The organism is Pseudomonas kairouanensis (assembly GCF_004682055.1).
GTDB lineage: Bacteria > Pseudomonadota > Gammaproteobacteria > Pseudomonadales > Pseudomonadaceae > Aquipseudomonas > Aquipseudomonas kairouanensis.
In genome coordinates this window covers 79,609-106,582 of the sequence record NZ_QUZU01000015.1, presented here as the reverse complement: position 1 = coordinate 106,582, position 26,974 = coordinate 79,609, and the positions used below count along the sequence as shown (strand labels likewise).

The following is a 26,974-nucleotide window of genomic DNA, read 5'->3' as shown; positions in this document are numbered from 1 at the left end:
TCAAGAAGGTTCGGTAACGGCCAGCAGCTCACTGAGTGCTTCTTCCAGCTCAAGCAACACCGACGGCTCGCGCGGCACCTGGAAGTGACCGCAGGCCAACGGCTGCGCAGCCAAACCAGCAGAGCCGACCTGACGAGCCAACTCGCGCTGTTCGTCCTCTCGGCCGGCGACCCACCAGCTCAATGGCTGCGCCGTTACTTTCGGGCAGGAGTCCAGCGCTCGGGACAAGCGTTTCAGGGTTCGGGCACAGGCGAAGACTTGCGTCAGCTCATCCACCCCCAGACCGCCCGATACCTGGCCAAGCGCCTCGACGATCAGTGCGCGGGCGGCCTGAGGGCTTTCCTCGCGGGTGTCCTTCACGTCCACGGCGCCAGCGTCTGGCACCGTGGCGCGCAACAACTCGCTCAAGTCATCCAGCCAGTGGTCCTGCTGCTGGGCGTTGGCGGATGACGGCACGAAGCTGTCGAGCAGTGCGAGCAGTTCCACGACTTGCCCCTGCTGCTCCAGCTCAGCCGCCATCAGCACGCTCAGCGTTCCGCCCAGCGACCAGCCCAGCAGGCGATAGGGCCCCTGGGGTTGCTTGTCACGCAGATAACCGACGTAGTCCTTGGCCATGGCGACCAGGGACTGTTCCTCCCAGTTCGGGTCCAGCAGTTGCCGGGCCTGGATACCGATCACCGTGCAGCGGCCGTTGAGGCGACGCGCCAAGGGTTCATAGTCGAATACCGTGCCGAAACCTGCATGCACGCAAAAGAGCGGCGGGCTTGCACTGACCTCGGCATTGAGGGCCAGCAGCGGTACAGCCTTGGCGGGCGCGGCGGTGAGCTGGGCAATGCTCGGTTTCTGGATCAGGTCGCGCAGGCGCAAGGTGAAGCCGAATTTCTTCAAGGCGCGGGACTTGGCCACCACCTGCATGCTGAGGATCGAATCACCGCCCAGCTCGAAGAAATTGTCCGTCACCCCCACCCGCTCCACCTTGAGAATGGTCTGCCAGATAGCGGCCATGGCCTGCTCCAGTTCGTTGCGCGGCGCCAGGTACTCGCTGCGCGCGTCTGGCATCGGCAGCGCGTTGCGGTCCAGCTTGCCATTGGGGTTCAGGGGCAGTCGGTCCAGCACCATCAACTGCGCCGGCACCATGTATTCGGGCAGCGCCTGCTTCAAGCGCTCGCGCAAGCTGTCGACCAAGCCCTGGGGGGCAGCGTGATCAAGGGTGACATAGCCAAACAGCTGATTGCCGCTCGGCCCTTCGCGCACCACCACGGCGGCGTGACCGACCTCGTCCATGGCAGTGAGGCAGGCTTCGATTTCCCCCAGTTCAATGCGGAACCCACGGATCTTCACCTGGTTATCCAGGCGACCAAGGTAGTCGAATGTGCCGTTTTCTCGCTGGCGCACCAAGTCACCGGTGCGATACAGGCGACCGCCACGGGCATAAGGATCGACCACAAAGCGCTCGGCGGTGAGGCCGGCACGGTTCAGGTAACCCCGCGCCACGCCCTCGCCGCCCAGGTACAGCTCGCCAGCAACACCCGGTGGCAGCGGGTTGAGGTCAATGTCCATGACATAGGCGCTGCGCTGGCCTACACATTCGCCGATCGGTGCGTAGATCGCGCCGCAAGGCTCGCCTTCGGCCGCCTTCCAGATCAGTGGCGTGACCACGGTTTCCGTCGGCCCATAACCATTGATGATGTACTGCGGCTTGAGCGCCTCACGAGCCAACGCATAGCTGGCCTCGGGCACGGCGTCGCCGCCAAAACAGTAGATGCGCACCGGCGGTGGGTTGCCGTCCAGTCGGGCGTGCTCGGCCAATTGCAACAGGTACACCGGCGGAAACGCTGCCACGGTCACACCATGCCGATGCATCGCTTGGTAAGTCTGCTCCGGCGTCCAAAGCTCATCGTCGCGCAGCAACAGGCAACCGCCGTGGGTCAAGGTGGTGAGCCAGCGTTCGTGGGCACCGTCGAACGCAAATGACATGAACAACAGCTCGCAATCGGCGGGGCTCATTTCGTAGCGTTCACCCACGGCGCGGCAGTGCATGGCCAGCGGGCCATGACTGACCACCACGCCCTTGGGCTGGCCGGTGGAGCCAGAGGTATAGATCACGTAGGCGAGGTTTTCCGGGTGAACCCGGTTCTGCGGCGCCGTGGCTGGCCAATGGCAGGTATCGAGGCGGTCCACTTCAAGCACATGCAGCGCCGGGTTGATCGGCAGGCTGGCGACAATCCGCGAGTCGGTCAGCAACAGCGCAATGCCCGAATCCTGCATCAGGTAGCTCAAGCGCTCACGCGGGTAAGACGCATCGATGGGCACGTAGGCCGCGCCTGCTTTCAGGACGGCGAGCAACGCGATGATCATGGTTTCACTGCGGGGCAAGGCCACCCCCACCCGCACTTCCGGCCCCACGCCTTCGGCGATCAAGTGATGGGCCAGTTGATTGGCACGGGTTTCCAGCTGTGCAAACGACAGGCTGCGCTCACCTACCTTGACCGCCGTCGCACTGCCCTGGCGCTCGGCCCAGTGCTGGATGCGTTCATGCACCAACGACGCGTGTGCACGGGCAGGCGGTGCCAGTTGCTGGGTGGGCGGCGCGTATTTCAGGCCCAGATTACCGACGGGCTGACGGGCGTCGGCCGCCAATGCCAGCAGCAACGCTTCCATGTTCGTACGGATACCTTCCACGGCCACATCGCTGAAACACTGGCGCAGGTACATGTATTCGATCGCCAGGTAGTCTTCCAATGTCACCATCAGGTCCATGGGGAAGTCGGTCAGGCCGGCGCCGCCGATATCGCCAAAGCGCAAGGAGTCGTCCTTCCACTCGCGCAGCGTGCGGTCCAACGGCTGGTTTTCAAACACGATAATGCTGTCGAACAAGGCCTGCCCACTGCGCCCGGCCCAACGCTGGATATCCCCCAGCGGGGTGTATTCATGGTCGCGCAGTTCCAGGTTGACTCGTTGCAAGTCCTGCAGCCATTGGCCGACAGGTGCCTGAGGGTCGACCTCGTGGATCACCGGCAACGTGTTGATGAACAGGCCAAGCATGCTCTGCGCCCCCGGCAAGGCGCTGGGACGCCCGGCTACCGTCGCGCCAAAGCACACGCTGCGCTGGCCGCTGTAACGGCTGAGCAGCAGCAACCACGCGCCCTGTACCAAGGTGTTCAGGGTAATGCGTTGCGCAGCGGCAAACGCCTTCAAGTCCTGGGTGACCTGCGGCGTGAAGCGCGTGTAAAGGGCCTGGTGGCCATGTTCACGCGGGCCGCTGGCGAAGGCATCGGCCAGGTACGTCGGTTCCTCGAACTCGGCTAGCTGCCCGCGCCAGAACGCCTGGCTGATCGATGGATCCTGCTGGCGCAACCAGCCAATGTAGTTGCGATAAGGCACCACCGGCGCCAGGGTTTGCCCGGAATAGGCCGCCAATATTTCGCCCATCAACTGGGACGTGCTCCAGCCGTCGAGCAGGATGTGATGGTAGGTCCAGATCAACTGGTAGCGGTCGTCGCCCAGGCGAATCAATACCACGCGCTGCAAAGGCGGCTGGGCGAGGTTGAAGCCGCGCAGGCGCTCGGTGCGCGCCAGGTCCTTGATCAACAGGTCTGTGGCCGGCTCATGGCGCCAGTCCAGCTCGGTCAGCGGCAACCCGGCATCACGCAGGACAAACTGCACGGGCTCATCCAGGTTCTGCCACAGGAAGCCCGTGCGCAGCACATCGTGACGCTGCGCAACGTACGCCCACGCCTGGCGCAAGCGCGCCACTTGCAGGCCTTCGACCGAGACGTTGAGTTGGTTGATGTAAAGCTCGTCCTCGGGGTCGCTGTTGAGCCCCAGGAACAACATGCCTTGCTGCATCGGTGAGAGCTTGTACAGCGCTTCGACCTGCCCATGGTCAATCGGCAACGCCTGCACCTGCACTTCGCTCAAGCCATGCAGGGCCACAGGTTGCACGTCAACCGGGGCCTGCACCTGGGTCACGCTGCCAGCCAGCTTTTCGATGGTCTGTTGCAGGAACAGGTCCTTGGGGGCGATCTGCAAGCCCAGTTGCCGTGCCTGGCTGACCACCTGGATCGAGATGATCGAGTCGCCACCCAGTGCAAAGAAGTTATCGATGATGCCCACCCGCGGCAGGTTCAGCACGTCTTGCCAGATGGCCACCAGTTGTTGCTCGACCTGCGTGCGCGGTGCACGGTATTCCTCCAGCGCCTGGCTCATATCCGGCGCCGGCAACAGGTTGCGGGCAAGCTTGCCATTGGCCGTCACCGGCATCTGCGCCAGCAGCAGCAGGTGTGCCGGGACCATGTAGTCGGGCAGCTCCAAGGCCAGGAACTGCGCCAGTTCACTGCGCAGCCGGGCGCCCTCCTCGCTGCCTGGCTCGGGCACCGTACCGTCGGCCGTCACGCAATAGCCCACCAACTGCTTGCCCAGCGCGCCGTCAACCGCCAGCACCACGGCCTCGCGCACCTGGGGGTGCTCCATCAGGCGTGCCTCGATTTCGCCCAGCTCGATGCGTAGACCGCGGATCTTCACCTGGTGGTCAATACGACCGACGTAGTCAATCACGCCCTGCTCGCGATAGCGCGCCAGGTCACCGGTACGGTACAAGCGGCCGCCACCGACAGGGTCGAACGGGTCAGGCACAAAGCGTTCGGCGGTGAGTGCTGGTCGCTGGTGGTAACCCCGGGCCAGGCCGATGCCGCCCAGGTACAGCTCGCCGCTGACCCCACGGGCCGCCGGGGTCAGGCTGGGTTCCAGAATATGGGTCTTGAGGTTATCGATCGGCAGGCCGATGGGGACGCTGACACCGTGCTCCTCGCCGCAGGTCCAGTGGGTCACGTCGATGGCCGCTTCGGTAGGGCCATACAGGTTGTACAAACCGGCCGCCGGCAGGCGCGCCCGGGCCTGGTCCGACAGCGCCTTGGACAAGGCCTCGCCGCTGCACACCACCCGGCGGATGCTCTGGCATTGCTCCACACCTTCGCTGGCCATGAACACCTGCAACATCGAGGGGACGAAATGCAGGGTGCTGACCTGGTAACGCTGGATGGTGTCGCGCAGGCGTTCGGGGTCGCGGTGATCGCCGGGCTGGGCGATGGCCAGCCGCGCGCCGGCCATCAACGGCCAAAAGAACTCCCACACCGAAACATCAAAGCTGAACGGAGTCTTCTGCAACACCGTGTCGTGCGCCTGCAAGCCATAGGCTTTTTGCATCCAGTCCAGGCGATTGAGCAGTGCCTCGTGGGTGTTGCCTGCCCCCTTCGGCCGACCGGTAGAGCCGGAGGTGTAGATCACATAGGCCAGGTTGTTGGACGACAGTGCGGGCGACGGGTTGCTGTCGCTGAAGCTTTCCAGCCAGTCGCCGTCCTGATCCAGGCACAGGCTGCGCATCGATTCGGCAATGGGTAACAGTTCCAGCAAATGGCTCTGGGTCAGCAGCAGGTTCACGCCACTGTCTTCAAGCATGTAGGCCAATCGGTCTGCCGGATAGTCCGGGTCCAGGGGCACATAGGCGCCGCCCGCCTTGAGGATCGCCAGCAAGCCCACCACCATTTCCAGGCTGCGCTCCAGGGCCACGCCCACCAGCACTTCCGGGCCCACCCCCAATTCGCGCAACTTGTGCGCCAGGCGGTTGGCCCGACGGTTGAGCTGCTCATAGCTCAGGGTCTGGTCGGCGAACAGCAGCGCCGTGGCCTGGGGTTGCACGCGAACCTGGTGTTCGAAGCGCTGGTGAACGTAGCGCTCACCCGGATAGACCGCATCGGTACGGTTCCAGCTACGCACGATCTTGCGCCGCTCGGCATCATCCAGCAGCGTCAGTTCATCGACCCGCTGCTCCGGCTGCTCGATGATCGCCTGCAGCAGGTTGCGCCAATGCCGGCCCATCTGCTCGATGGTGCCAACGTCGAACAATTGGGTCGCGTAGGTAAACGCCGCAGACAGCCCACGGTGGTGCTCGACGGTGTCCAGGGCGAGGTCGAATTGGGTGCTGTGGGCCTGCCAATTCAAGCCTTCCACGGTCAGGCCCGGCAATGATTGGCGGGCGCCTTTCACGTCGGTCTGGTGGTTGAACATCACCTGGAACAACGGGCTGTGGTTCAAGCTGCGTTGGGGCTGCAAGGCATCCACCAGCTGCTCGAACGGCAGGTCCTGGTGGGCCTGGGCCTCCAATGCCGTGTGTTTGACCTGCTGGAGTACTTCGCTAAAGGTTGCGTGGGTGTCGAACTGGGCCTTGAGCACCTGGGTGTTGACGAAAAAGCCGATCAATCGCTCGATTTCGCCGCGCGTGCGGTTGGCCACCGGCACGCCGACCCGTATCTGCGACTGCGCCGAATAGCGCTGCAACAAGGTCTGGAACGAGGCCAGCAGCAACATGAACAGGGTCACCCCCTCCCGCTGGGCCAGGGCTTTGAGGTCGTGGATCATGGCCAGTTCGAGGGTGATCGTCACCTGGCCACCGGCACGGTTGGGCTGCGCCGGGCGGGCACGGTCGGCAGGCAGCTCCAGCACGGGTTGCTCGCCGCCCAATTGCTGCACCCAGTACGCCAATTGACGGTCGCGCTCGCCGGCCTGCAGCCACTGGCGTTGCCATGCGGCGTAGTCGGCATATTGCACCGCCAGCGGCGCCAGTTGCGCAGGCTGGCCCTGGCTGAACCCGGCGTAGAGCTGCACCAGTTCGTCCACCAGGATCGACGTTGACCAGCCATCGGTCACGATGTGGTGCAGGGTCAATACCAGTACGTGTTCGTCGGCTTCCAGGCGCAGCAATTTGACCCGCAGCAACGGGCCCTGCTCCAGGTCAAACGGCAGTTGCACCAACTGCTGGACACGTGCCGCCAGCTGCGCCTCGCTGTCCAGGTGTTCCAGAGCCAGCGCAAAGGCCGTCGCGGGGTGAATGACCTGCAACGGGGTATCGCCGTCCTGGCGGAAGGTGGTGCGCAGGGTTTCGTGACGACTGATCAACGCCTCGAAAGCCCGGCGCAGCGCTTCAGGGTCAAGCTGGCCGGTCAGGCGCAGGGCGGCGCTGATGTTGTACGCGGCGCTGGTAGGTTCCAGCTGCCAGAGGATCCATTGCCGCTGCTGGGCGTAAGACACGGCCAGCGGTTGGCTGCGGTCTACGATGCCCATGGCCTGCACGGCGGCGCCGCTGGCCTGCGCGGCGAATTCGGCAAAACCCTGCAGGTCTTGGGCCTCGAACAGGCGGCGCAACGGCACGTCTAGGTCCAGGCGTTGACGGAGACGTCCAATCATCTGGGTGGCGAGCAACGAATGCCCGCCCAGCTCGAAGAAATTGTCGGTCAAACCGACCTGCTCCACCTTCAACACCTCGGCCCAGATCCCTGCCAAAGCGATTTGCAACGGCGTCTGCGGCGCGACATGCACGCCGTGCTGCACGCTGGCATCCGGGCGCGGCAAGGCTTTGCGGTCGATCTTGCCATTGGGGGTCAGCGGCAGTTTGTCCACAAATACCAGATGGGTCGGCACCATATAGTCAGGCAGTTGCTGCTTCATATGGTTTTTCAGCGCCTGGCGCCAGGCATTCAGGGCTTCGTCGTCCGCCAGGTGGGCAGCGGCATCGACACTGACCAGGTAGGCCGCCAATTGTTTTCCCAGTGGGCCGTCGATATCGATGACCACGGCTTCACGCACCTGCCCATGGGCGACCAGGCAGGCTTCGATTTCACCCAGTTCGATGCGGAACCCGCGGATTTTCAATTGATGGTCGAGGCGCCCGACGTACTCCACCACGCCGTCCTGGCGATAGCGCACCAGGTCACCGGTACGGTACAGGCGGCCATTGCCGAACGGGTCAGGCACAAAGCGTTCGGCGGTCAGGCCGGGACGTCGCAGGTAGCCCCGTGCCAGGCCGTCGCCGCCAATGTACAACTCACCGCTGACGCCCACCGGCACCGCATCGAAGTTGCCATCCAGCACATGGAACGTGGTATTGGCGATGGGGCGTCCCAGCCAGGTCCCGGCAGGCTGGTCAACGTAGTGGATACCGGACCAGATGGTGGTCTCGGTGGGGCCATACAGGTTCCACACATGACCGGCCTGGGCGATCAGGCGCTGGGCCAGGTCAGCCGTCAGGGCCTCGCCGCCGCAGAGGATTTTCTTGCCAGTGAGTGCGCCCTCAGGGGCCGCATCCAGCACCATGCGCCAGGTCGACGGCGTGGCCTGGATCACATTGGCCGCCTGCTCGTCGATCACCTTGAGCAGCGCCTGGGGATCCTTGTTTTCCTGGTCTCCCAACAACACCACTGCGGCGCCCCGCAGCAGGGGCAGGTACAACTCCAGGCCGGCAATGTCGAATGACAACGAGGTCAGGGACAACACCCGGTCACTGGCGTCGATGCCCGGTCGCTCGCCCATGGTCCACAGGAAGTTGACCAGGGCGTCGTGACGGATGGTCACGCCCTTGGGCAAACCGGTGGAGCCGGAGGTATAGATCACGTAGGCCAGGTTGCCTGGCAATGCCTGGGCCGTGGGGTTTTGCTCGCTGCAATCGGCCAGCCAGCCGGGCGCCTGATCCAGGCACAAACTCTGGACCCCGGCCGGAATCGGCAGGTTTTCGACCAGCTCGCTCTGGGTCAAAAGCAGCTGCAGGCCGCTGTCATTCATCATATGGGCCAGGCGGTCGGACGGATAATCCGGGTCGAGTGGCACGTAGGCGCCACCGGCCTTGAGGATTGCCAACAGGCCGATGATCATCTGCGGCCCGCGCTTGAGGGCCACCCCTACCAAGGCTTCAGGGCCGACGCCCAGGCCGCGCAGCTTGTGCGCCAGTTGGTTGGCTTGTCGGTTGAGTTGTCGGTAGCTCAGCGTTTGCCCGGCGAATGCCAGGGCACAGGCCTCGGGAGACCGTTCGACCTGGGCTTCGAACAACTGCGGTACGCACAGCCCATGGGGATAGTCCGCCGTGGTGCGGTTCCACTCATGGACGATGCGCTGACGCTCTTCGGCGCCCAGCAACGACAGCTCATCGACCCGTTGTTGTGGCTGCGCAACGATTGCCAGCAACAGGTTATGCCAATGCCGACCCAGTTGTTCGATGGTGCCGGCGTCGAACAGGTCGACGGCATAAGTCAGGGACGCCGACAGGCCGGCGGGGTGCTCGGCAGTGTCCAGGGTCAGGTCGAACTGAGTGGTATGGCTCTGCCAATCCAGCGTGCTCACACTCAGCCCAGGGAGCTGGCGACCGGCGCTCGCGGCCTGGGTCTGGTGATTGAACATCACTTGGAACATCGGGCTGTGGCTCATGCTGCGTTCCGGCTGCAGCGCCTCCACCAGTTGCTCAAAGGGCAAGTCCTGATGGGACTGGGCGTCCAGCGCCGTCTGACGCACCTGTTGGAGCAAGTCGCTGAAGCGCATCTGCGCAGCAAACTCGGCCTGCAGCACTTGGGTATTGACGAAAAAGCCGATCAGCCCTTCGGTCTCACTGCGGGTCCGATTGGCAATCGGCACCCCGACCCGCACCTGACGTTGCCCGCTGTAGCGATGCAGCAGCGCCTGGAAAGATGCCAACAACACCATGAACAGGGTGACGCCCTGCTGCTGCGCCAGGCCCTTGAGACCCGCCAACAAGGCCGCGTCCACATCAATGGCCACGCGCGCACCGACACCGCTGGGCACCGTCGGGCGCACGCGGTCGGCCGGCAACTCCAGCACCGGCTGCTCGCCCCCCAGCTTTTCCAGCCAGTACGCCACCTGGCGCTCACGCTCGCCGGCTTCCATCCAATTGCGCTGCCAGAGGGCGTAGTCGCCGTACTGAATCGGCAGCGCCGGCAACGTCGCCGCCTGGCCCTGGGTGTAACCGACATAGAGTTGCACCAGGTCATTGACCAGGATCGGCATCGACCAGCCATCGGCGACGATATGGTGCACCGTCAGTACCAGCACATGGGCCTGGTCGGCCACTTGCAGCAACTTCATGCGCAGCAGCGGCCCCTGCTGCAGGTCGAACGGGCTTGCCGTCTGCGCCTGCACGTAGTCGGCAATCTGGTGGTCGATATCGCCACCGCTCATGGCATCGACGTGCAGACTGAACTCACCGGCCGGATGCACCACCTGCACCGTCCGGTCGTCCTCCTGTACAAACGTGGTGCGCAGCACTTCATGACGTTCGATCAGTGCAGTGCAACTGGCGCGCAGCGCGGCGACATCCAGCGCACCTTCCAGGCGCAGGGCGGCGCAGATGTTGTAGGCGCTGCTATCGGGCGCCAACTGCCACAGAAACCACTGGCGCTGCTGGGCATAGGAAAGCAGGAGAGGTTCGGCACTGGCTCTTTTGAAGATCGGCGTGAGCCCATAGAGGTTGACGCCCTGGCGCTTGAGCAAGGTGGCGAGCGCCTTGCGTTCCTTGGGTGACAATGACTCTACGGAATCGAGCAATGCTTGCACTTGAACCTCTCCTACAAAGATATCGGCTCAACACGCCTGGGGCACGCACGCGTGGGTGTTGAGCACATGAAAGAGCCGGACTTTCGCCGGCTCCTTGAATGCTGAAAAATGAGTGTCCACCTTCGGTGGCACGGCCTGCGGGCGCGGCATCCGTGATGCGTGGATGCCGACCCGCAGGGGAGCGTTAAATCAACTCATCAATTTCCTCTGTAGTAAGACGTTTGAGGGCCTCCAAAGATTTAGCCAATTCGCTGTGAATCGACTCGCTCTGGTCTTGCTTGCCCGCTGCCACGCGACTGAAAGCCGCCAGTGTCGAGTGCTCGAACAGCTCGCGCAGGCTCACCTCGATCGACAGCTGTTCGCGTACCCGCACCACCACTTGCACCACCAACAAGGAATGCCCGCCCAGTTCGAAGAAGTTGTCGGTCAGGCCAACCTGGGGCACTTTCAGAACATCAGCCCAGATAGCGGCCATCTGTTGCTCCAGCGCCGAGACCGGTGCCACGTAATCCTGCTGCAACTGGCTGACATCCGGCTGTGGCAGTGCCTTGCGGTCCAGCTTGCCGTTGGCGGTCAACGGCAACGCGGCCAACATCACCCACTGCGCCGGGACCATGTAACCCGGCAGGCTGGCACGCACATGCTCGGCCAGGCTGGCACGCAACTCGCCCAGTGCCTGGCCGCCTGCGTCGATCAACGCCAGATCGCGAGGCACGCAGTAGGCAACCAGTTGCTTGCCACCTGCCCCATCGACATCCACCACGACTACGCTGAGCAACGCCGGATGGCTTTGCAGGCGCGCCTCGATTTCGCCCAGTTCGATGCGGTAGCCACGAATCTTCACCTGGAAGTCCGCACGCCCGATGTACTCCAAGACTTCAGTGTCTGGCTGCTGGCGTGCCAGGTCGCCGCTGCGGTACAGGCGCTCGCCGGGACGGGCACTGAATGGGTCTGGCACAAAGCTCAAGGCGGTCCGCAGCGGATCACCCAGGTAACCACGCCCTACCCCGACCCCGGCAATATGCAGCTCGCCCGTCGCCCGGACCGGCATCGGTTCGAGCAGGTCATTGAGCACATACAGACGGTTATGGTCAGTTCGCGTGCCAATCGGCAAATGGGCTTGCTCGCCCGTTGTGCGTACGCGGTACAGGGCGACGTCATCGGAGCATTCGGCCGGGCCATAGGCGTTGATCAGCTCGATCTGCGGGTAACGCTCCAGCCAGCGCTGCGCCAGCGCGGGCGGCATGGCTTCGCCGGTGGTCAGCAGGTAACGCAAGGCAGGCAATGGCACCGCTGGCAGTTCCAGCACGGCCTGGATCATGGCCGGCACACATTCCAGCACGCTGACACCGCTGCTGCGCACATGCTCCAGCAAGCGTTGCGGGTCTTGGGCAATGGCGTCCGCGATGATTTCCACGCGCGCTCCGCAAAGTGCGGCGGTCAGCAGTTGCCAGACGCTGATGTCGAAACTCTGGGAGGCCGTCTGGGCAATGACATCCGCCGACGACAAGCCCAGGTACGGGATCTTGCTCAATTGGTTATTGAGCATACCGGCCTGCTCCACCATCACCCCTTTGGGCACACCCGTGGAGCCGGAGGTGAAGATCACATAGGCCAACAGGCGTGCGGCATCCTCAGGAACGCCACGCAGTGCCGTCGCCAGCGGTGGCTGCGCCTGCACCTGCTCCCACACCAACAGCACCGGCGGCTGCGCGAGGCCGTCGAGCACTTGTTGCGCCAGTGGCTGGCAAGCGGCATCGCACACCAGCACCGACGCCTTGCTAAGGCCCAGCACATCCACCAGGCGCTTGACCGGCAAGCCTGGGTCCAACGACAAGTACCCCCCGCCCGCCTTGAACGTCGCCACCACCATGCCCAACAACGGCAGGTCGCGCTCGCCCAACACCGCCACCAGGCCATCGGCCTCAATGCCGCGGGCTTGCAGTGCTTGCGCCAACTGGGTGGTTTGGCGATCCAGTTCCTCATAACGCCAACTGCGGCCCTGGCTACTGGCAGCCACACGCTGGCGATGCTCCATCGCACTGGCCGCGAACAAGCGGGCATAGCCCTGGCTCAGCGCAGCAGGCAGCTGGTCGTCTTCACCCATGCCCTGGTTCAGGGCTGGTAGTTGGTGGAACGGTTGGTCGAGCCCTTCGGCCAGTGTCAGCAATGTGGCCTGGAAGTCGGCCAGCAAGGCGTCGATGGTCGCAGCCTCGAACAGGCGCTGGTCGTAGGACAGGTGCAAGCCCAACACCTCGCCGGGGTAGACCACCACGGTAATCGGATAGTTGGTATGCGTACGCGAGGTGCCGGCCTGCACGTTCATGCTGGCCGCCTGCACGCCAACACTGGACTCCACCGGCGCGTTCTCGAACACGAACAGGCTGTCGAACAAGGGCTGGCCGGCGCCGATTTCACTGCACCCCTGGATGGTCACCAGCGGCAGATGCTCATGCTCACGCAGGTCCAGGTTGTGCTCGAACATCGCCTGCAACCAGGCCTTCGCCGTCTGGGCAGAACCCGCGCCCGGCAAGGCCACCCGCAACGGGATACTGTTGATGAACAGCCCCACGGTGGCCTGCATTTCCGGGAACTCCACCGGGCGACCGGCCACGGTGATGCCGAACAGCACGTCACGCTCACCGCTGTAGCGTTGCAACAGCATTGCCCAGGCGCCCTGCACCAGGGTGTTGACGGTCAGTTGGGCCGATTGGGCCTTGTGGGCCAGGGCCGCACTTTGTTCGTGGCTGAAATAGACAATGCGGTCATCGACCGTTGCCTGCCCTTGCTCACGGTTGATGGTGTGGTCGAACGGCAACGGCGTCGGCCGTTCGAACCCGCGCAGGTTGTCGCGCCAGAAGGCCTTGGAGGCGTCCTGGTCCCAACCTTCGAGCAAGGCGATAAAGTCACGGTAGCGCGACGGCACCGGCAGCTGCACCTGCTCACCCTTGAGCAGGCCTTCGTAGACCTTGAAGAACTCGTCCACGATGCCCATCCGGCACCAGGCATCCAGCAGCACATGGTGGTTACTGAAGACAAAACCGAAGCGCTCCGGCGCCAGCTGGATCAGGCGCAAACGAAAGGGTACTTCCCTGGCCAGGTCGAAGCCCTGGCGCAATTCCTCGGCCAGTTCGGCGGCCAGCTTGCTTTCGTAGTCAGCGCTGTCGACGTGCTGCCAGTCATAGAAACGAATGACGGGTTCCTGTCGGCGATGAACGATTTGCACCATGCGCTCACTGACCTCCCAGTTAAAGGACGTACGCAGCACTTCGTGGCGCCCGACCACCACCTTCCACGCCTCCATGAAGGCGGGTACATCAATGCCATGCTCCACCCGATAGCAGTACTGCATCATGTAGATGCCCGAGCCCGGCTCCAGCAGGGTATGCAACAGCAGCCCCTCTTGCATGGGCGACAACGGGTAGATGTCTTCAATGTCCCGCGCCGCGACCGGCAGGCGATCCAATTGCGCTTGCGTCAGGCGCGCCAGCGGGAAATCGCCCGGCGTGACACCCTGGCTGGTTTCCTCCAGGCAATGCTCGATCACTTCCTTGAGTGACCGCTCATAGGCACTGGCCAGCTGTTGCAGGGTTTCTTCGCGGAACATGTCCCGGCTATAGGTCCAGTCCAGAACCAATTCGCCGTTGTACACCTGGCCATTGATGCTCAACCAGTTGCCCAGCGGTGCATGATCGTCCTGGCGCCGGCCGCAGTCTTCGCTGGCCGGCACAAACAGCGCGCCCTGATCGGCGGAGAAACTGCCGTCGAACTGCCCCAGGTAATTGAAGGTCACCCGCGCCTCGGGCAGGGCCCGCAGTTGGCTGGCGTAACCCTCGTCACCGAGGTAACGCAGCACGCCGTAGCCAACCCCCTTGTGGGGCACCTGCCACAGTTGCTGCTTGATGTGCTTGATGCTCTCGCCCACGCCGGCGTGCGGCGTGAGACGGACCGGGAACAGGCTGGTGAACCACCCCACGGTGCGGCTCAGGTCAACGTCATCGAACAAGTCTTCGCGGCCATGGCCTTCCAGGGCAATGCTCACCCCCGCTTGCCCGCTCCATTGGCACAATGTACGGGCCAAGGCGGTGAGCAGCAGGTCGTTGACCTGGGTGCGATACGCCGCCGGCGCCAGCTTGAGCAGTTGGTGTGTGAGCGCCTTGTCCAGCCGCGAAGTCACATGGGCGGCCTGCTGATGGGTCATGGCTCCCTCGGGTGAATCGCAGGGCAGTTCCTGCTCACCATCGCCAAGGGCGGCGAGCCAATAGTCGCGCTCGGCCGCCAGCGCCTCACCGCTGGCGTAGCGGCTCAGGTGTTCTGCCCATTGCTGCAAGGCACTGGACTTGGCTGCCAACACCACAGGCGTGCCCTGGCTGGCTTGCTGATAAGCCGTTTGCAGGTCTTCGAGCAGCACCCGCCATGACACACCGTCCACCACCAGGTGATGGATCACGACCAGCAAACGTTGCTGGCCGTCCGGCAGATCAAACAGCACGGCGCGCACCAGTTGCCCACGCTCCAGGTCCAGGCTGCCCTGGGCCTCGTCGGCGGCATTGGTCAGATGTGCCGCGTCGTCCAAGGTGTTGTGCCACAGCACGCTCGATGCCGTCGGCGCCTGGAATTCGGCGCGCCATTGACCCTGTTGCTCGCTGAAACGCAGGCGCAGGGCATCGTGCGCCTGCATCACGGCCTGCAGGGCAGCTTCCAGGGCCGGCGCACTAAGGCGCTCGCTTGGAGTGAGCAGGACCGACTGGTTCCAGCGCTGGCGCTGAGGGATCGACGCCTGGAAAAACCGCTGCTGGATCGGCAGCAGCGGCACCACGCCGCCTGCCACCGATGATGTCGATGCCGCACGGGGCTTTTCTTCGATCTGCTTGGCCACTTGAGCCAGCAAGCCGACGGTCTGTTTCTCGAACAACTGCTTGGGGGTGATCTTGATGCCCTGGCGCTTGGCTCGGGCAATGATTTGCAGGCTGAGAATCGAATCGCCACCCAGCTCGAAAAAGTTGTCGCTGGTGCCCACGCGCTCCAGCTTGAGCACGTCGGCCCAGACGCTGGCGAGTTTTTCTTCAACCTCGCCCACTGGCGCCACGTACTGGCGGCTGACCACCTCTGGTTTGGGCAGGGCACGCTTGTCCAGCTTGCCGTTGGGGGTCAGTGGTAACCGCTCCAACAGCAGGATATGGGCCGGGACCATGTAGTCCGGCAGTCGCGCCTGCAACTGCGCAGCCAAGGTCACGACGCTGACGCCGTCGGCCGCCACGCAGTAGGCCACCAGTTGCAGGCGCTCGGGGTCGCTGTCCAGCGCTTGCGCCAGGACAACGGCATCCTGCACGCCGTCGAGCTGGCGCAGCAGTTCAGCAATTTCCCCTGGCTCAACCCGATAGCCACGGATTTTGACCTGCTCATCGGCCCGCCCCAGAAACTCCACCCGCCCCTGTTCGATCCGGGCCCGGTCGCCGGCCCGATACAGCCGCTCACCGTATTGCGCCTCAGGGTCTGGCACAAAGCGCTCGGCGGTCAGTGCCGCACGCCCCAGATAGCCGTGGGCCACGCCCTGGCCGCCCAGGTACAACTCGCCTGCCACTCGCTCTGGGACCGGGTTGAGCCCGCCATCCAGCACCCGCACGCAGCTGTTGGCCAGCGGCTGGCCGATTGGCACGCTGCGGTAGCCGTCCAAGGTGTCTTGCACCTCATGGGTGAGGATGCCCACGGTGGTTTCCGTCGGGCCATAGTGGTTGACCACCCGGCAATCGGGGCGCAGTTGCCGCACTTTCTGCGCCAGGGACCAGGGGCAAGCCTCGCCGCCCACGACCAGCAATTGCCGAGGCAGCACATTCGCCGGGTTGGCGGCCTGCAGCAGGCCCTGCAAGTGGCTGGGCACGATTTTCAGCACATCGACCTGATGCTCACTCATGTAGCTGGCGAAACTGTCGGGGTCGAACGCATGGTCCTTGGACAGCAAGTGCAACAAGCGACCGGAGGCCAGCGCCCCGAACAACATGGTGTGCCCCAGGTCTGCCGCCACCGTCGAGGCCATGGCCATGCTGGCTCCGGCCGGCACCTGCAGGCGCTCCAGAACCCCTTGCAGGTAATTGGCCAACATCTGATGGCTGAGGACCACGCCCTTGGGCTGGCCCGTGGAGCCCGAGGTGTAGATCACATAAGCGGTTTGTGCCGGCAGCACGTCAAGGTTCACCGTGGCGTCACTGCATTCAGCCCAGATGGCCGGATCGAAGGCCAATACCGGGCAGGCGTGCAACCGGGCCAAGGTCTCATCGCCCAACGGACGAATCAATAACGCGGCCTCGCTGTCCACCAGCAACTGCTGCAAGCGCTCAGCCGGCTGGGCACCGTCCAGGGGCAGGAACGCCGCACCGGTTTTCAATACCGCGAGGATGCTGGTCACCCACTCGATGGTGCGTTCCTGGGACAGGGCTACCAGCGCACCAACGCCGATGCCCTGTTGGCGCAGGTAAGCCGCCAATTGGTTGGACTGGCGCTCCAACTGCTGATAGCTGACCACCTGGGCGCCGCAGCGCAGCGCTGGCTTGTCGCCCGCCCCGGTCAACGCCTGCTGCCACAGCCCGAGGAAATCCGTATGGGCGAAGGTGACGGCATCGCCCGCCAGCGCGGTAGAGGCAGTGCGCGGCTGATCAAGCAAACGGCTGGCCGGTGCCTGGGCCAACTGTTGCAACACCTGTTGCAATGACTCGGCGATGCGCTGGATGGTCGGCGCTTCAAACAAGTCGGTGGCGTAGGTGAAATACGCCTCGATACCTTGCGCGCTGTCGCTGAAGTCGAATGCCAGGTCAAACCGTGCATCGGCGCCACTGAGGGGGAATTCTTCCACGCTCAGGCCGCTCAAGGTCTTGCGCGCACCGGCACTGCTGGCTTCGCCCGCGACATTCTGGTTGAGCTTGAACTGGAACAGCGGGTTGTGGCTCAGGTTGCGTTCCGGCGCAAGGGCGTCCACCAGCTGTTCGAACGGCAGTTCCTGGTGCGACTGGGCGCCGCCAACCACTGCCTTGACCTGTTCCAGCAAGCCATTGAACGTGGCGCATTCATCAACCTGGACCCGCATGACCTGGGTATTGATGAAAAAGCCGATCAGCCCTTCCAGGTCCTTGCGATTGCGCCCGGCGTTGGGCACACCAACGCGGATGTCCGACTGCCCGCTGTAGCGCGACAACACCACGGCCACCGCCGCCAGCATCAGCATGAACAGGGTCTGGCCATTCTTCTGCGCCAGGGCCTTGAGGCTTGCCGCCAACGCGGCAGGCACATCGGCCCTGACTACCGCCCCCTTGTAACTGGCCTGGGCCGGACGTGGGTGGTCCAACGGCAGCTCCAGCACTGGCTGCTCGCCCCCCAACTGCTGCTGCCAATACTGCAACTGGCGCTCGCCCTCGCCGGCCTCAAGCCACGCACGCTGCCAGATCGCGTAGTCGGCGTACTGGATCGACAAGGGTGCCAGGTCCACAGTCCGCCCGCTCACCAGGCCGTCGTAGCACTGCACGAAGGTTTCGATCATCAGCTCGCTGGACCAGCCGTCGCTGACAATATGGTGCATGCACACCGTCAACACATGGTGGGTAGCGTCCACGCGGAGCAGCTTGACCCGCAGCAACGGGTCGTTCAGCAGGTCAAACGGGCGGCGCAGTTCTTCCTTGACCAAGGCTTCAATGCTCGCCTGCGCGTCTACGTCCGCGTGCTCCAGGAACACGTCGCAATGGTCGAGGATTTGCTGGTAGAACTCGCCCTCTTCGCTGATCAGCCGCGTACGCAGGGTCTCGTGGCGCTGCACCAGCAACGCCAGTGCCTCGGCCAGGGCCGCCTGATTCAAATCGCCCGTCAGGCGCACCGCCATCGGGATGTTGTAGAACGAACTGGTGGGCTCCAGTTGCCACAGGAACAGCATGCGTTGCTGGGCGTAGGACAACGGGATGCGTGCCACGTCGTGGCGAGTGACGGCAATGGGCAGCAGCTTGAAGCTCTGGCCAGTGGCATGCATTTTTTCCAGGATCTGGCGACGCTGCTCAAGTGGCAGGCCGACGAAGCGCTTGGCAATCCGTTCAGCGGTAGTCTTATCCATGTTCAAGCCTCCGTCATTTCGTTCATCAGTCGCTCGATATCCGACAGGCCCTCATCGGTCAGCGACCGGCCGGCACTTTCCAGCGCCTGTGAAAACTCACTCAGGACGGGTGTTTCGAACAGTTGGCGAATTGGCATATCGATACCCAATTGAGTGTTGATGCGTGAGATGGCCTGAGCTGCCAGGAGGGAGTGGCCACCCAGTTCAAAGAAGTTGTCTTGCATGCCGACCTGGTCAATGCGCAGCACCGTGGCCCAGATCTCGCACAGCTGGCGCTCCAGGTCGGTGTGCGGCGCGACGTAAAGCGCCTGCATCTGCCGGGTATCCGGGGCCGGCAATGCCTTGCGGTCCAGCTTGCCGTTGGGGGTCAGCGGCAACCCGGCCATCCACATCAGGTACGCGGGCACCATGTAGTCCGGCAAGCTGTTGCGAAGATCGTCGCGGATATGCCCCAGCTGCGCGTTCTGCACTTCGGTATCGGCCTGCAGGATCGCCGGGTCGGCTGGCACCAGGTAACCCACCAGTTGCTTGCCCAGCACGCCATCAATGTCGATGACCAGCGCATCGGCCAGCAGCGGATGCTCCAGCAAGCGCGCACTGATTTCCCCCAGTTCAATACGGAAACCGCGAATCTTCACCTGATGGTCGATACGGCCGACGTACTCGATCACCCCGTCGTCGACATAGCGGGCAAGGTCGCCGGTACGATACAGGCGGCCGCCGTGCTGGCTGAACGGGTCGGGGATAAAGCGCTCGGCCGTCAGCGCCGGACGGTTGTGGTAACCGCGCGCCAGCAAGCCGCCGCCGATCTGCAGTTCGCCGATGGCGCCAGGCACGGTCAACCCTGCGCTGTTGTCCAACAGGTAGATGGCGCGTCCGCCCAGGGCCTTGCCGATGGGCATCAGCGCCGGTGGCGGCGCGCTGTCGGCCACGGCAAACGCCGTGCAGTCGTGGGCGGTGACGGTGACGGTGGCTTCAGTGGGGCCATAGGTATTGAGCAGGCGCACATGCCCAAGCCCTGCCTGTTTCCAGGCCACCACCCCTTCCGGCGGCATGGCTTCGCCACCGGCGTGCAACTGGTGCAGGCGCCCATAATCGCGCGGGCCCTGGGCGGCAAAGTCCTTGGCAAGCATGAACCAGTAGGCCGTGGTCAGGTCGACCACGCTGATGTCTTTGTCGATCAACTCACGGTAGAAGGTTTCGCTGTCCCACAGCGCCGGCCCGCGAATCACCACCGAAGCGCCACAGATCAGCGCCGGGTAGAGTTGCTCGACAAACCCGTCGAAGTTGAACGTCGCGAACTGCAGGATGCGGTCACTGGCCGACAGGTTGAAAAAGTCCAGCGAGACCTGGGCGTGCAGGCTCAGGGAACCCTGGTTGATCCCCACGCCCTTGGGGCGACCGGTGGAGCCGGAGGTATACATCACGTAGGCCAGGGACTGCGGGTCGATGACCGTGGACAGGTTGTGCGTGGCGTAGCCTGCCAGCCAGTCACCCGGCTGGTCGAGGCACAGGCTGGGCAGCCCTTCGGGTATCGGCAATTGCGCTTGCAGGCTCGTCTGGGTCAACAGCAGCACAATCGCGCTGTCCTGCATCATGTAGGCCAGGCGTTCACGCGGGTAATCCGGGTCCAGGGGCACGTAGGCACCGCCGGTCTTGAGGATCGCCAGCAAGCCGACCACCATGTCCAGGCTGCGCTCCACCGCAACCCCCACCAGCACTTCCGGGCCGACCCCCAGTTCGCGCAGCTTGTGGGCCAGGCGGTTGGCTTGACGGTTCAGTTCGTCATAGCTCAACCGGGTGTCGCCCATCAGCAGTGCAGGCGCATGGGGCTGCGCCTGGGCCCGCGCTTCGAACAGCCGCGCCACGGCGGTATCGGCCATGTGCACGGTGGCCGGGCCCTGGCACCAGTCCTGCTCCAGACGCATTTGGTCCTGGGGCGAGAACAGCGGCAGACGGTCTACGCTGGTGTGCGGCTGCGCCACCAAGGCCTGCAGCAGGTTCAACCAGTGCGCGGTCATCTGCTCGATGCGGGCATGGTCGAACAGGTCGCTGGCATACACAAAGGTGGCCAATACACCGTCCGAGCGCTCCACTGTGTCCAGGGACAGGTCGAACTGTGCAGTGCCTTCCACCAAATCGATTTCCTCGGCGGTGACCCCGGCCAGGCTCTGCCCGGTGACCTGCTCTCCCAGGTCACGCATGTGGTTGTACATCACCTGGAACAGCGGGTTATGCCCCAGGCCACGCTCAGGGCCCAACTCCTCCACCAGCACGTCAAAGGGAATGTCCTTGTTGGCCTGGGCCTGCAGGCTGGTTTCCTTGACCGAGGCCAGCAGTTGGTCGAAGGTCGCGGCAAAGTCCACGCCCACCCGTACCACCAGCGTATTGACGAAGAAGCCGATCAGGCCTTCCAGCTCAAGACGGTTGCGATTGGTGACCGGCACGCCGATGTTGATTTTTTCACTGGCGCTGTAGCGAGCCAGCAACAGCCCAAACGATGCCAGGAAGATATGGAACAACGTGGCATTGGCGTCCACCGCCAGACGGCGCAGAGCGCTGGCCAGTTCGGCGGGCAGGCGCACGTCGATACGCCCGCCGCGATAGCTCTGGATCTGTGGGCGCACACGGTCCGCCGGCAATTGCAGCACGCTGAAATCATCTTCCAGCTGAGTCTTCCAGTAACCCAATTGTGTGTGCAGTTGCCCCTCTTCGAGGCGCTCTCGCTGCCAGGTGGCGTAATCGGCGTATTGCACCGTCAGCGGCGCCAGCATTGGCGCGGATTGCCCTGTGACCTCGGCGTTATAGCTGGCGATGCATTCGCGCACCATCACACTCATGGACCAACCATCGGACACGATGTGGTGCAGGTTCAGCAGCAGCAGATGTTCCTCGGGGCTCACTTGCAGCAAGTTGAGGCGTAGCAGCGGGCCGTTGGCCAGGTCGAAGGGCTGCTGGGTTTCTTCCTGCAACCGCCGCTCCAGCGCCGGGCCATGCAACGCGCCGATAAACGCTTTGACCAACGGCACCTGGATGCTGGGCAGCACCTTCAGGCAGGGCACGCCCTGCGCGTCGACAAAGACCGTGCGCAGGCTTTCATGGCGGGCCACCAGCGCATCGAACGCAGCCTGCAGGGCGACGGTGTTCAGCGCGCCCTTGATACGCACGGCCATGGGGGTGTTGTAGGCCGCGCTCTGCGGGTGGATTTTCCAGAACAACCATTGCCGATGCTGGGCATGGGACACCGCCAGCAGCTGCTGGCGATCCAACGGGCGAATCGGCGCATCCTCGACCCCGGCCTGGCCGGTAACGGCGGCGCAGAAGGTGCCCAGGTCGGCGCTGTCGAACAGCAGCCGCAAAGGAATATCCAGGCCCAATTGGCGACGCGCCCGCGAGACGATTTGCGTCGCCAGCAAGGAGTGCCCGCCCAGGGCGAAAAAATTATCCCCAAGGCCGACACGCTCAACGCCGAGCACCTCCTGCCAGACTTGCGCCAGCAGCTTCTGCTGCTGCGTGACCGGCGCCACGTACTGCGGCTCATCGCTGGCGCAACCGGCGACCGGCAAACGGCTGGAGTCGACCTTGCCGTTGGCCGTCAACGGCACCTCGTCCAGGAACAGGATCTGCCCCGGGATCATGTGCTCCGGCATGAACCCGCGCAGGGCCTGTTGCAGGGCTAACCGGGTGGCCTTTGCCGCGGCCTCATCCGGCAGCGCCTGGCTGGCGACCACATAAGCCACCAATTGCGGCGTATCGGAGGCGCCCGTTACCCGCACCAGGGCCTGCCTGACCCCTGGCAAGCCTTGCAAATGCTGCTCGACCTCCCCTGGCTCAACCCGATAGCCACGGATTTTCACCTGGTGATCCATGCGCCCGACAAATCGCAAGGCGCCGGTCGAGTCACGCCGCACAAAATCCCCGGTGCGGTACATGCGCGCACCGGCCGGGCCATGCGGGTCCGGAACAAACCGTTGTGCGGTCAACCCTGGTTGCCCCACATAACCACGGGCCAGGCCCGCCCCGGCGATATGCAACTCACCCTTGGCGCCACCGGGCACCGGCAACAGGCTCGCGTCCAACACCGCCACCTGCACGTTAGCCAGCGGGGTGCCCAGATGAGGCGGCTGGCCCACCACCAGTGGCGCGGTCAAGACACCCACGGTGGACTCGGTCGGGCCGTAATGATTGATCACCGCAAGCTGCGGCGCGTAACCGGCAATGCGCGCCAACAGCGTTTCGGAGCAGGCTTCCCCGCCGAGGATCAGGCAATGGCGCGGCAACACCGCCGCACTGGCGCTGGCTGACAGCATCGCATCCAAGTGCGACGGCACGATTTTCAGCGCATCGATCGCATGCTCACCCATGTAGGCCGCCAACGCATCGGCGTCCAGCACTCGCTCCTTGCTCAACAGGTGCACGCACTTGCCATTGCACAGCGCACCGTAAAACACCGTATGCCCCAGGTCGGCGGCGGGCGTGGAGGTCATTGCCAGGTGGTGGATGTCCGCCATGGGCAAACGCTGGGACACACCCTGGATGTAATTGACCAGGGCACCGTGCGACACGGCGACACCCTTAGGCGTGCCGGTGGTGCCGGAGGTGTAGATGATGTACGCCAGGTTGCCAGGTGCCACTCGAGTCGCCAGCGCCTGAGGCGCATCTGGCGCGATCCGGTCGAAGGCGATGGCCTGGACACCCGCCGGCAGCGCATGCGCCCAATCGAAAGGGGTCAGCACATGAGTTATGGCCGCATCTTCAAGCATGAACGCCAGGCGCTGCTCTGGCTGGTCCGGCTCCAGCGGTACGTAGGCCGCACCGCACTTGAGCACCGCCAGCATGCCTACCACCATGCCAGGCGAGCGGTCGGCCACCACCCCCACCGCCTGCTCCGGCATCACGCCGGCTGCCTGCAACTGTTGCTGCAATTGGCTGGCCTGGCAGTTCAGCTGGGCATAACTGAGGGACTGCCCCTCATGGACCACCGCCAGGCGTTCGGGACACTGCCCGGCACACTGCGCGATCAACTCGTGCACGCCCGGCAGGGGCGCCAGCAATGGCGCGGCAGGCCGCTGCGACACCGCCTCGCCCAGGCAAATCTCACCAATGGGCAGCGCCGTATCCTGCACCAGACCTTTGAGTACTCCCACCCAATGCTGTGCCAGACGGGCAATGGTGGACGGGGCAAACAGCTCAACGGCAAACGTAAACGCGGCCTGCAACTGGCCTTCGCTTTCAACGGTGTCGAGGGCCAGGTCAAAGCGTGCGGTGGTCTTGGGCAGTGCGAGCTTTTCCAGCACCAGCCCGGAGCGGGTCTTGATCGTCTCGACGTCGGTCACGTTCGACTGATGGTTGAACAGCACCTGGAACAACGGACTGTGGGCACTGCTGCGATCCAGGTTGAGCACCTCCACCAGTTTTTCGAACGGCAGGTCCTGGAACGATTGCGCCTCCAACGCGCTGGCCTTGACCCGACGCAGCAACTCGGCGGTATCGATCATGGGGTCGATGGCCGTATGCAGGACCTGGGTGTTGATGAAGCAACCGATCAAGCCTTCTGTTTCCGGGCGGTGACGGTTGGCAATCGGCACCCCGACTCGCTGGATAGGTTGCCCGGTGTAGCGGTAGAGCAGGAGGCTGAAAGAGGCCAACAGCAACATGAACAGGGTGACGTTGTGCTGACGTGCAACATCACGCAGTTGCGCCACCAACTGGGGCTCGATGTCTACCGCATACCGCTCACCCCGGTAACCAGGCTTAGCGGGCCGTGGAAAGTCGGCAGGCAACTCCAGCACCGGATGCTCATCACCGAGCTTGTCCAACCAGTAGGCCAATTGCCGCGCCTGCTCACCGGCCTCCAGCCAGCTACGTTGCCAGAGTGCATAGTCGCGGTACTGGATGGGCAAGGCCGGCAACTGCGTTTCATCTCCCATGCAGGCGGCATCGTAAAGTCGCACCAGCTCATCGATCAGCACCCCCATCGACCAACCGTCGGCGACGATATGGTGCAAGGTGACCAGCAGCAGATGTTCTTCGTGGTGTTTTTTCAGCAGCTTGATGCGCAACAACGGGCCGCGAACCAGATCGAACGGCGCGAGCGCCTCGACCCTGACAAGGCTGTCGATCCGCGCGCTCCCCTCATCTCCCTGCCCCGCCGAGAAATCCATGTATTCAACGTTGACCTGACTGGCATCAACCACATGCTGGACGACCTGGTCATCCTGCTCGCGAAACACTGTGCGCAAGCTTTCATGACGCATCACCAGGGCATCGACGGCGCGCTGCAATGCATCCGCGTCCAATGCCCCCTGCAACTTGACCGCCATAGGCAAGTGGTAGGCACTGCCACGCGGATCCAGCTGCCAGGCAAACCACATACGCTGCTGGGCGTAGGACAAGGCATCGCGACCTGCCACCTGCACATCGGACGCAATGGGGAAAAGGGAGAAGTCGACGTTCTCCGACTCCAGGGCCTTTAGAAACAAAGACCGCTTCTGGGCAGGCAACTCGATAAAACGGCGAGCGAGCCGAAGTGAATCCTGGGTGTTCATTGCATTCCGTCCTTACTGATCTGCGGCCAGGCCTGCGGGCCAAGGCGTTTTCAGTAGAACGATCAAGGGAGGGGCTAATTTAGACAGGAAGACTACAGAGCGACCGTCTGCATGCAGCGCCGCAAGACGGCGCCGCAAAGGCACACGGTGGACGGTTCAGCGACGTTGTTCGGTATGACCTTCGGCCATCGCCACCACCACTTTGCGCGGCCCGGTGAAGGGTGAGCGAGCATGGGCGGCGAGCATGTTGTCCAGCATCAGCACATCGCCCTCCTGCCAGGGAAAGCTGATGGCGCAACTGTCCAGAACCCGACGAACCTCATCGAGCACCTGGGCTTCAATCGGCGAGCCATCCCCGTAGTAAACGTTGCGAGGCAGGTCTTCCTCATCAACGATATCGAGCAAGGTCTCGCGCACTTCCTGCGGCAGGTTGGAAACGTGGAACAGGTGCGCCTGGTTGAACCAGACTTGGTCCCCGGTAGAGGGATGAGTGGCCACAGCCTGGCATACCTGGCGGGTCCGCAATTCGCCGTCGTCCTTCCATTCCCATTCGATGGCATGGGCCTGGCAGTAGGCCTCGACCACACTGCGGTCTTCGGTATTGAAGACTTGCTCCCAGCCCACATCCAGGCCATTGCCATAATTACGTACATACATCAGGCCTTTCTCGACAAAGCGCTGGCGAATGTACTCGGGCATGCGGCGATAGACTTCACGGCTGTCGGCAATCGGCGTCTCGCCGCCGGTCTGTGCGGCAATTACGCTGTAGAACCAGATTTTCATTGGCCATTCGAGGGTGTAGGCCTGTTCGTTATGCAGTGGAATGCTCTGGTGCGCCGGGTATTCAGTCGAGGTGTACACGCCCTGGGTCACATTACTGCGGGGCGTGGAACCAAACTCGTAATTGAGCAAGGGGTGACCGAACGATTGGGCGAACTGGCGAAACGCATCCACGCCACCAACCTCGAAGCCGCGAAACAGAATCCCGCCGCTCTGAGGCAGGTGCTCCTCTACCAAGGGTTGCAGCTCGGCGAATACGTCCATCAAGCCCAGGCCAGGCTCGGGCGCCTCGATCAACAACGGCAAGCTGCCCCGCTCGCTCAACAACGCAGAAACGTTGAATTCCAACAATACGGTCATGTCGCTCCACTCCAAAGGCACGTCGTCCCTATAAAACGAACCGGCCGGGGAAAAATTAGCGGGGGGTGCGGACGTGGCGCGAGGTGTCATCAAGGGTTACATCAATCCCAGGAAAACAGCGCGAACCCGAGCTAGCATTGACGAACACCACTTTTTGCAACTACATTTAGTTACGCGCAGGGATCGCCGTGTCGAAAAATGAAAAGCTGCTCGCCAAATTGCTTAACGAACAAATGGCCTTCACGTGGCCCGAGCTTGTAACGCTGCTGCGTTGGCTGGGTTACACACAGATTGAGGGGGCCGGGAGCCGCGTCAAGTTCGACATCGGCGACCCCTGCGCAATGATTACCCTGCACAGGCCCCACCCCGGCAACGAACTGAAACACTACATTCGGCGCCAGATCATCGAACAATTGAAATCAGGAGCACTGATTCAGTGAACAACCAACTGAAACACAACGGCTACATCGGCTCCATCGAAGCCAGCCTCGAAGACAACTGCCTGTTCGGCAAGGTGCTGTTCATCAAGGCGCTGGTGAGCTACGAAGGCAAGACCGTGGCTGAACTGGATGCCGCTTTTCGCGAAGCGGTGCAAGACTATCTCACCACCTGCCAGACCCTGGGGCAAACACCGGAAAAGCCTTGCAAGGGGTCATTCAATGTCCGCGTCGGCCATGACCTGCACTTGGCTGCGGCCCTGGCAGCCATCCGCAAGAACGTGACGCTCAACGACCTGACCCGCCAGGCGCTGAACGAGTTCCTGCAACACCACAGTGCCGACCCCTGCCCGGCCATCGGTTGA

Annotated in this window: 6 protein-coding genes; 2 read left to right on the top strand and 4 right to left on the bottom strand. The window is 63.4% G+C overall.

The features are described 5' to 3' along the window. The 4 genes from DYL59_RS14370 to DYL59_RS14355 form a co-directional block, all read right to left on the bottom strand. A complete protein-coding gene (locus tag DYL59_RS14370) occupies positions 1–10,383 on the bottom strand; it encodes an amino acid adenylation domain-containing protein (RefSeq protein ID WP_475513844.1) in 10,383 nt (3,460 codons plus the stop codon). A 193-nt stretch (positions 10,384–10,576) separates the two neighbouring features. Further along, entirely contained in the window at positions 10,577–18,484 is a 7,908-nt protein-coding gene (locus DYL59_RS14365; RefSeq protein ID WP_135289789.1) for a non-ribosomal peptide synthetase, read from the bottom strand. Positions 18,485–18,486: 2 nt separating this feature from the next. Continuing rightward, the gene (locus DYL59_RS14360) at positions 18,487–25,032 is read right to left on the bottom strand and encodes a non-ribosomal peptide synthetase (RefSeq protein ID WP_135289788.1); all 6,546 of its coding nucleotides are present in this window, start codon (positions 25,030–25,032) and stop codon (positions 18,487–18,489) included. A 156-nt stretch (positions 25,033–25,188) separates the two neighbouring features. Beyond that, on the bottom strand, positions 25,189–26,172 hold the full coding sequence (locus DYL59_RS14355) for a TauD/TfdA family dioxygenase (RefSeq protein WP_135289787.1): 984 nt from the start codon (positions 26,170–26,172) through the stop codon (positions 25,189–25,191). A gap of 188 nt (positions 26,173–26,360) precedes the next feature. Between DYL59_RS14355 and DYL59_RS14350 the strand changes: the two genes are divergently transcribed. Beyond that, the gene (locus DYL59_RS14350; protein ID WP_135289786.1) at positions 26,361–26,612 is read left to right on the top strand and encodes a type II toxin-antitoxin system HicA family toxin; all 252 of its coding nucleotides are present in this window, start codon (positions 26,361–26,363) and stop codon (positions 26,610–26,612) included. Beyond that, positions 26,609–26,974 (top strand): type II toxin-antitoxin system HicB family antitoxin, encoded by a 366-nt coding sequence (locus DYL59_RS14345; RefSeq protein ID WP_135289785.1) that lies wholly within the window; start codon positions 26,609–26,611, stop codon positions 26,972–26,974. The genes DYL59_RS14350 and DYL59_RS14345 overlap by 4 nt, the downstream gene beginning before the upstream one ends.

What these genes read in the sequence shown, in the direction of transcription:
- DYL59_RS14365 (WP_135289789.1), bottom strand. Translation starts at nt 18,484, where the DNA reads ATGGATAAGACTACCGCTGAACGGATTGCCAAGCGCTTCGTCGGCCTG.
- DYL59_RS14360 (WP_135289788.1), bottom strand. Translation starts at nt 25,032, where the DNA reads ATGAACACCCAGGATTCACTTCGGCTCGCTCGCCGTTTTATCGAGTTG.
- DYL59_RS14355 (WP_135289787.1), bottom strand. Translation starts at nt 26,172, where the DNA reads ATGACCGTATTGTTGGAATTCAACGTTTCTGCGTTGTTGAGCGAGCGG.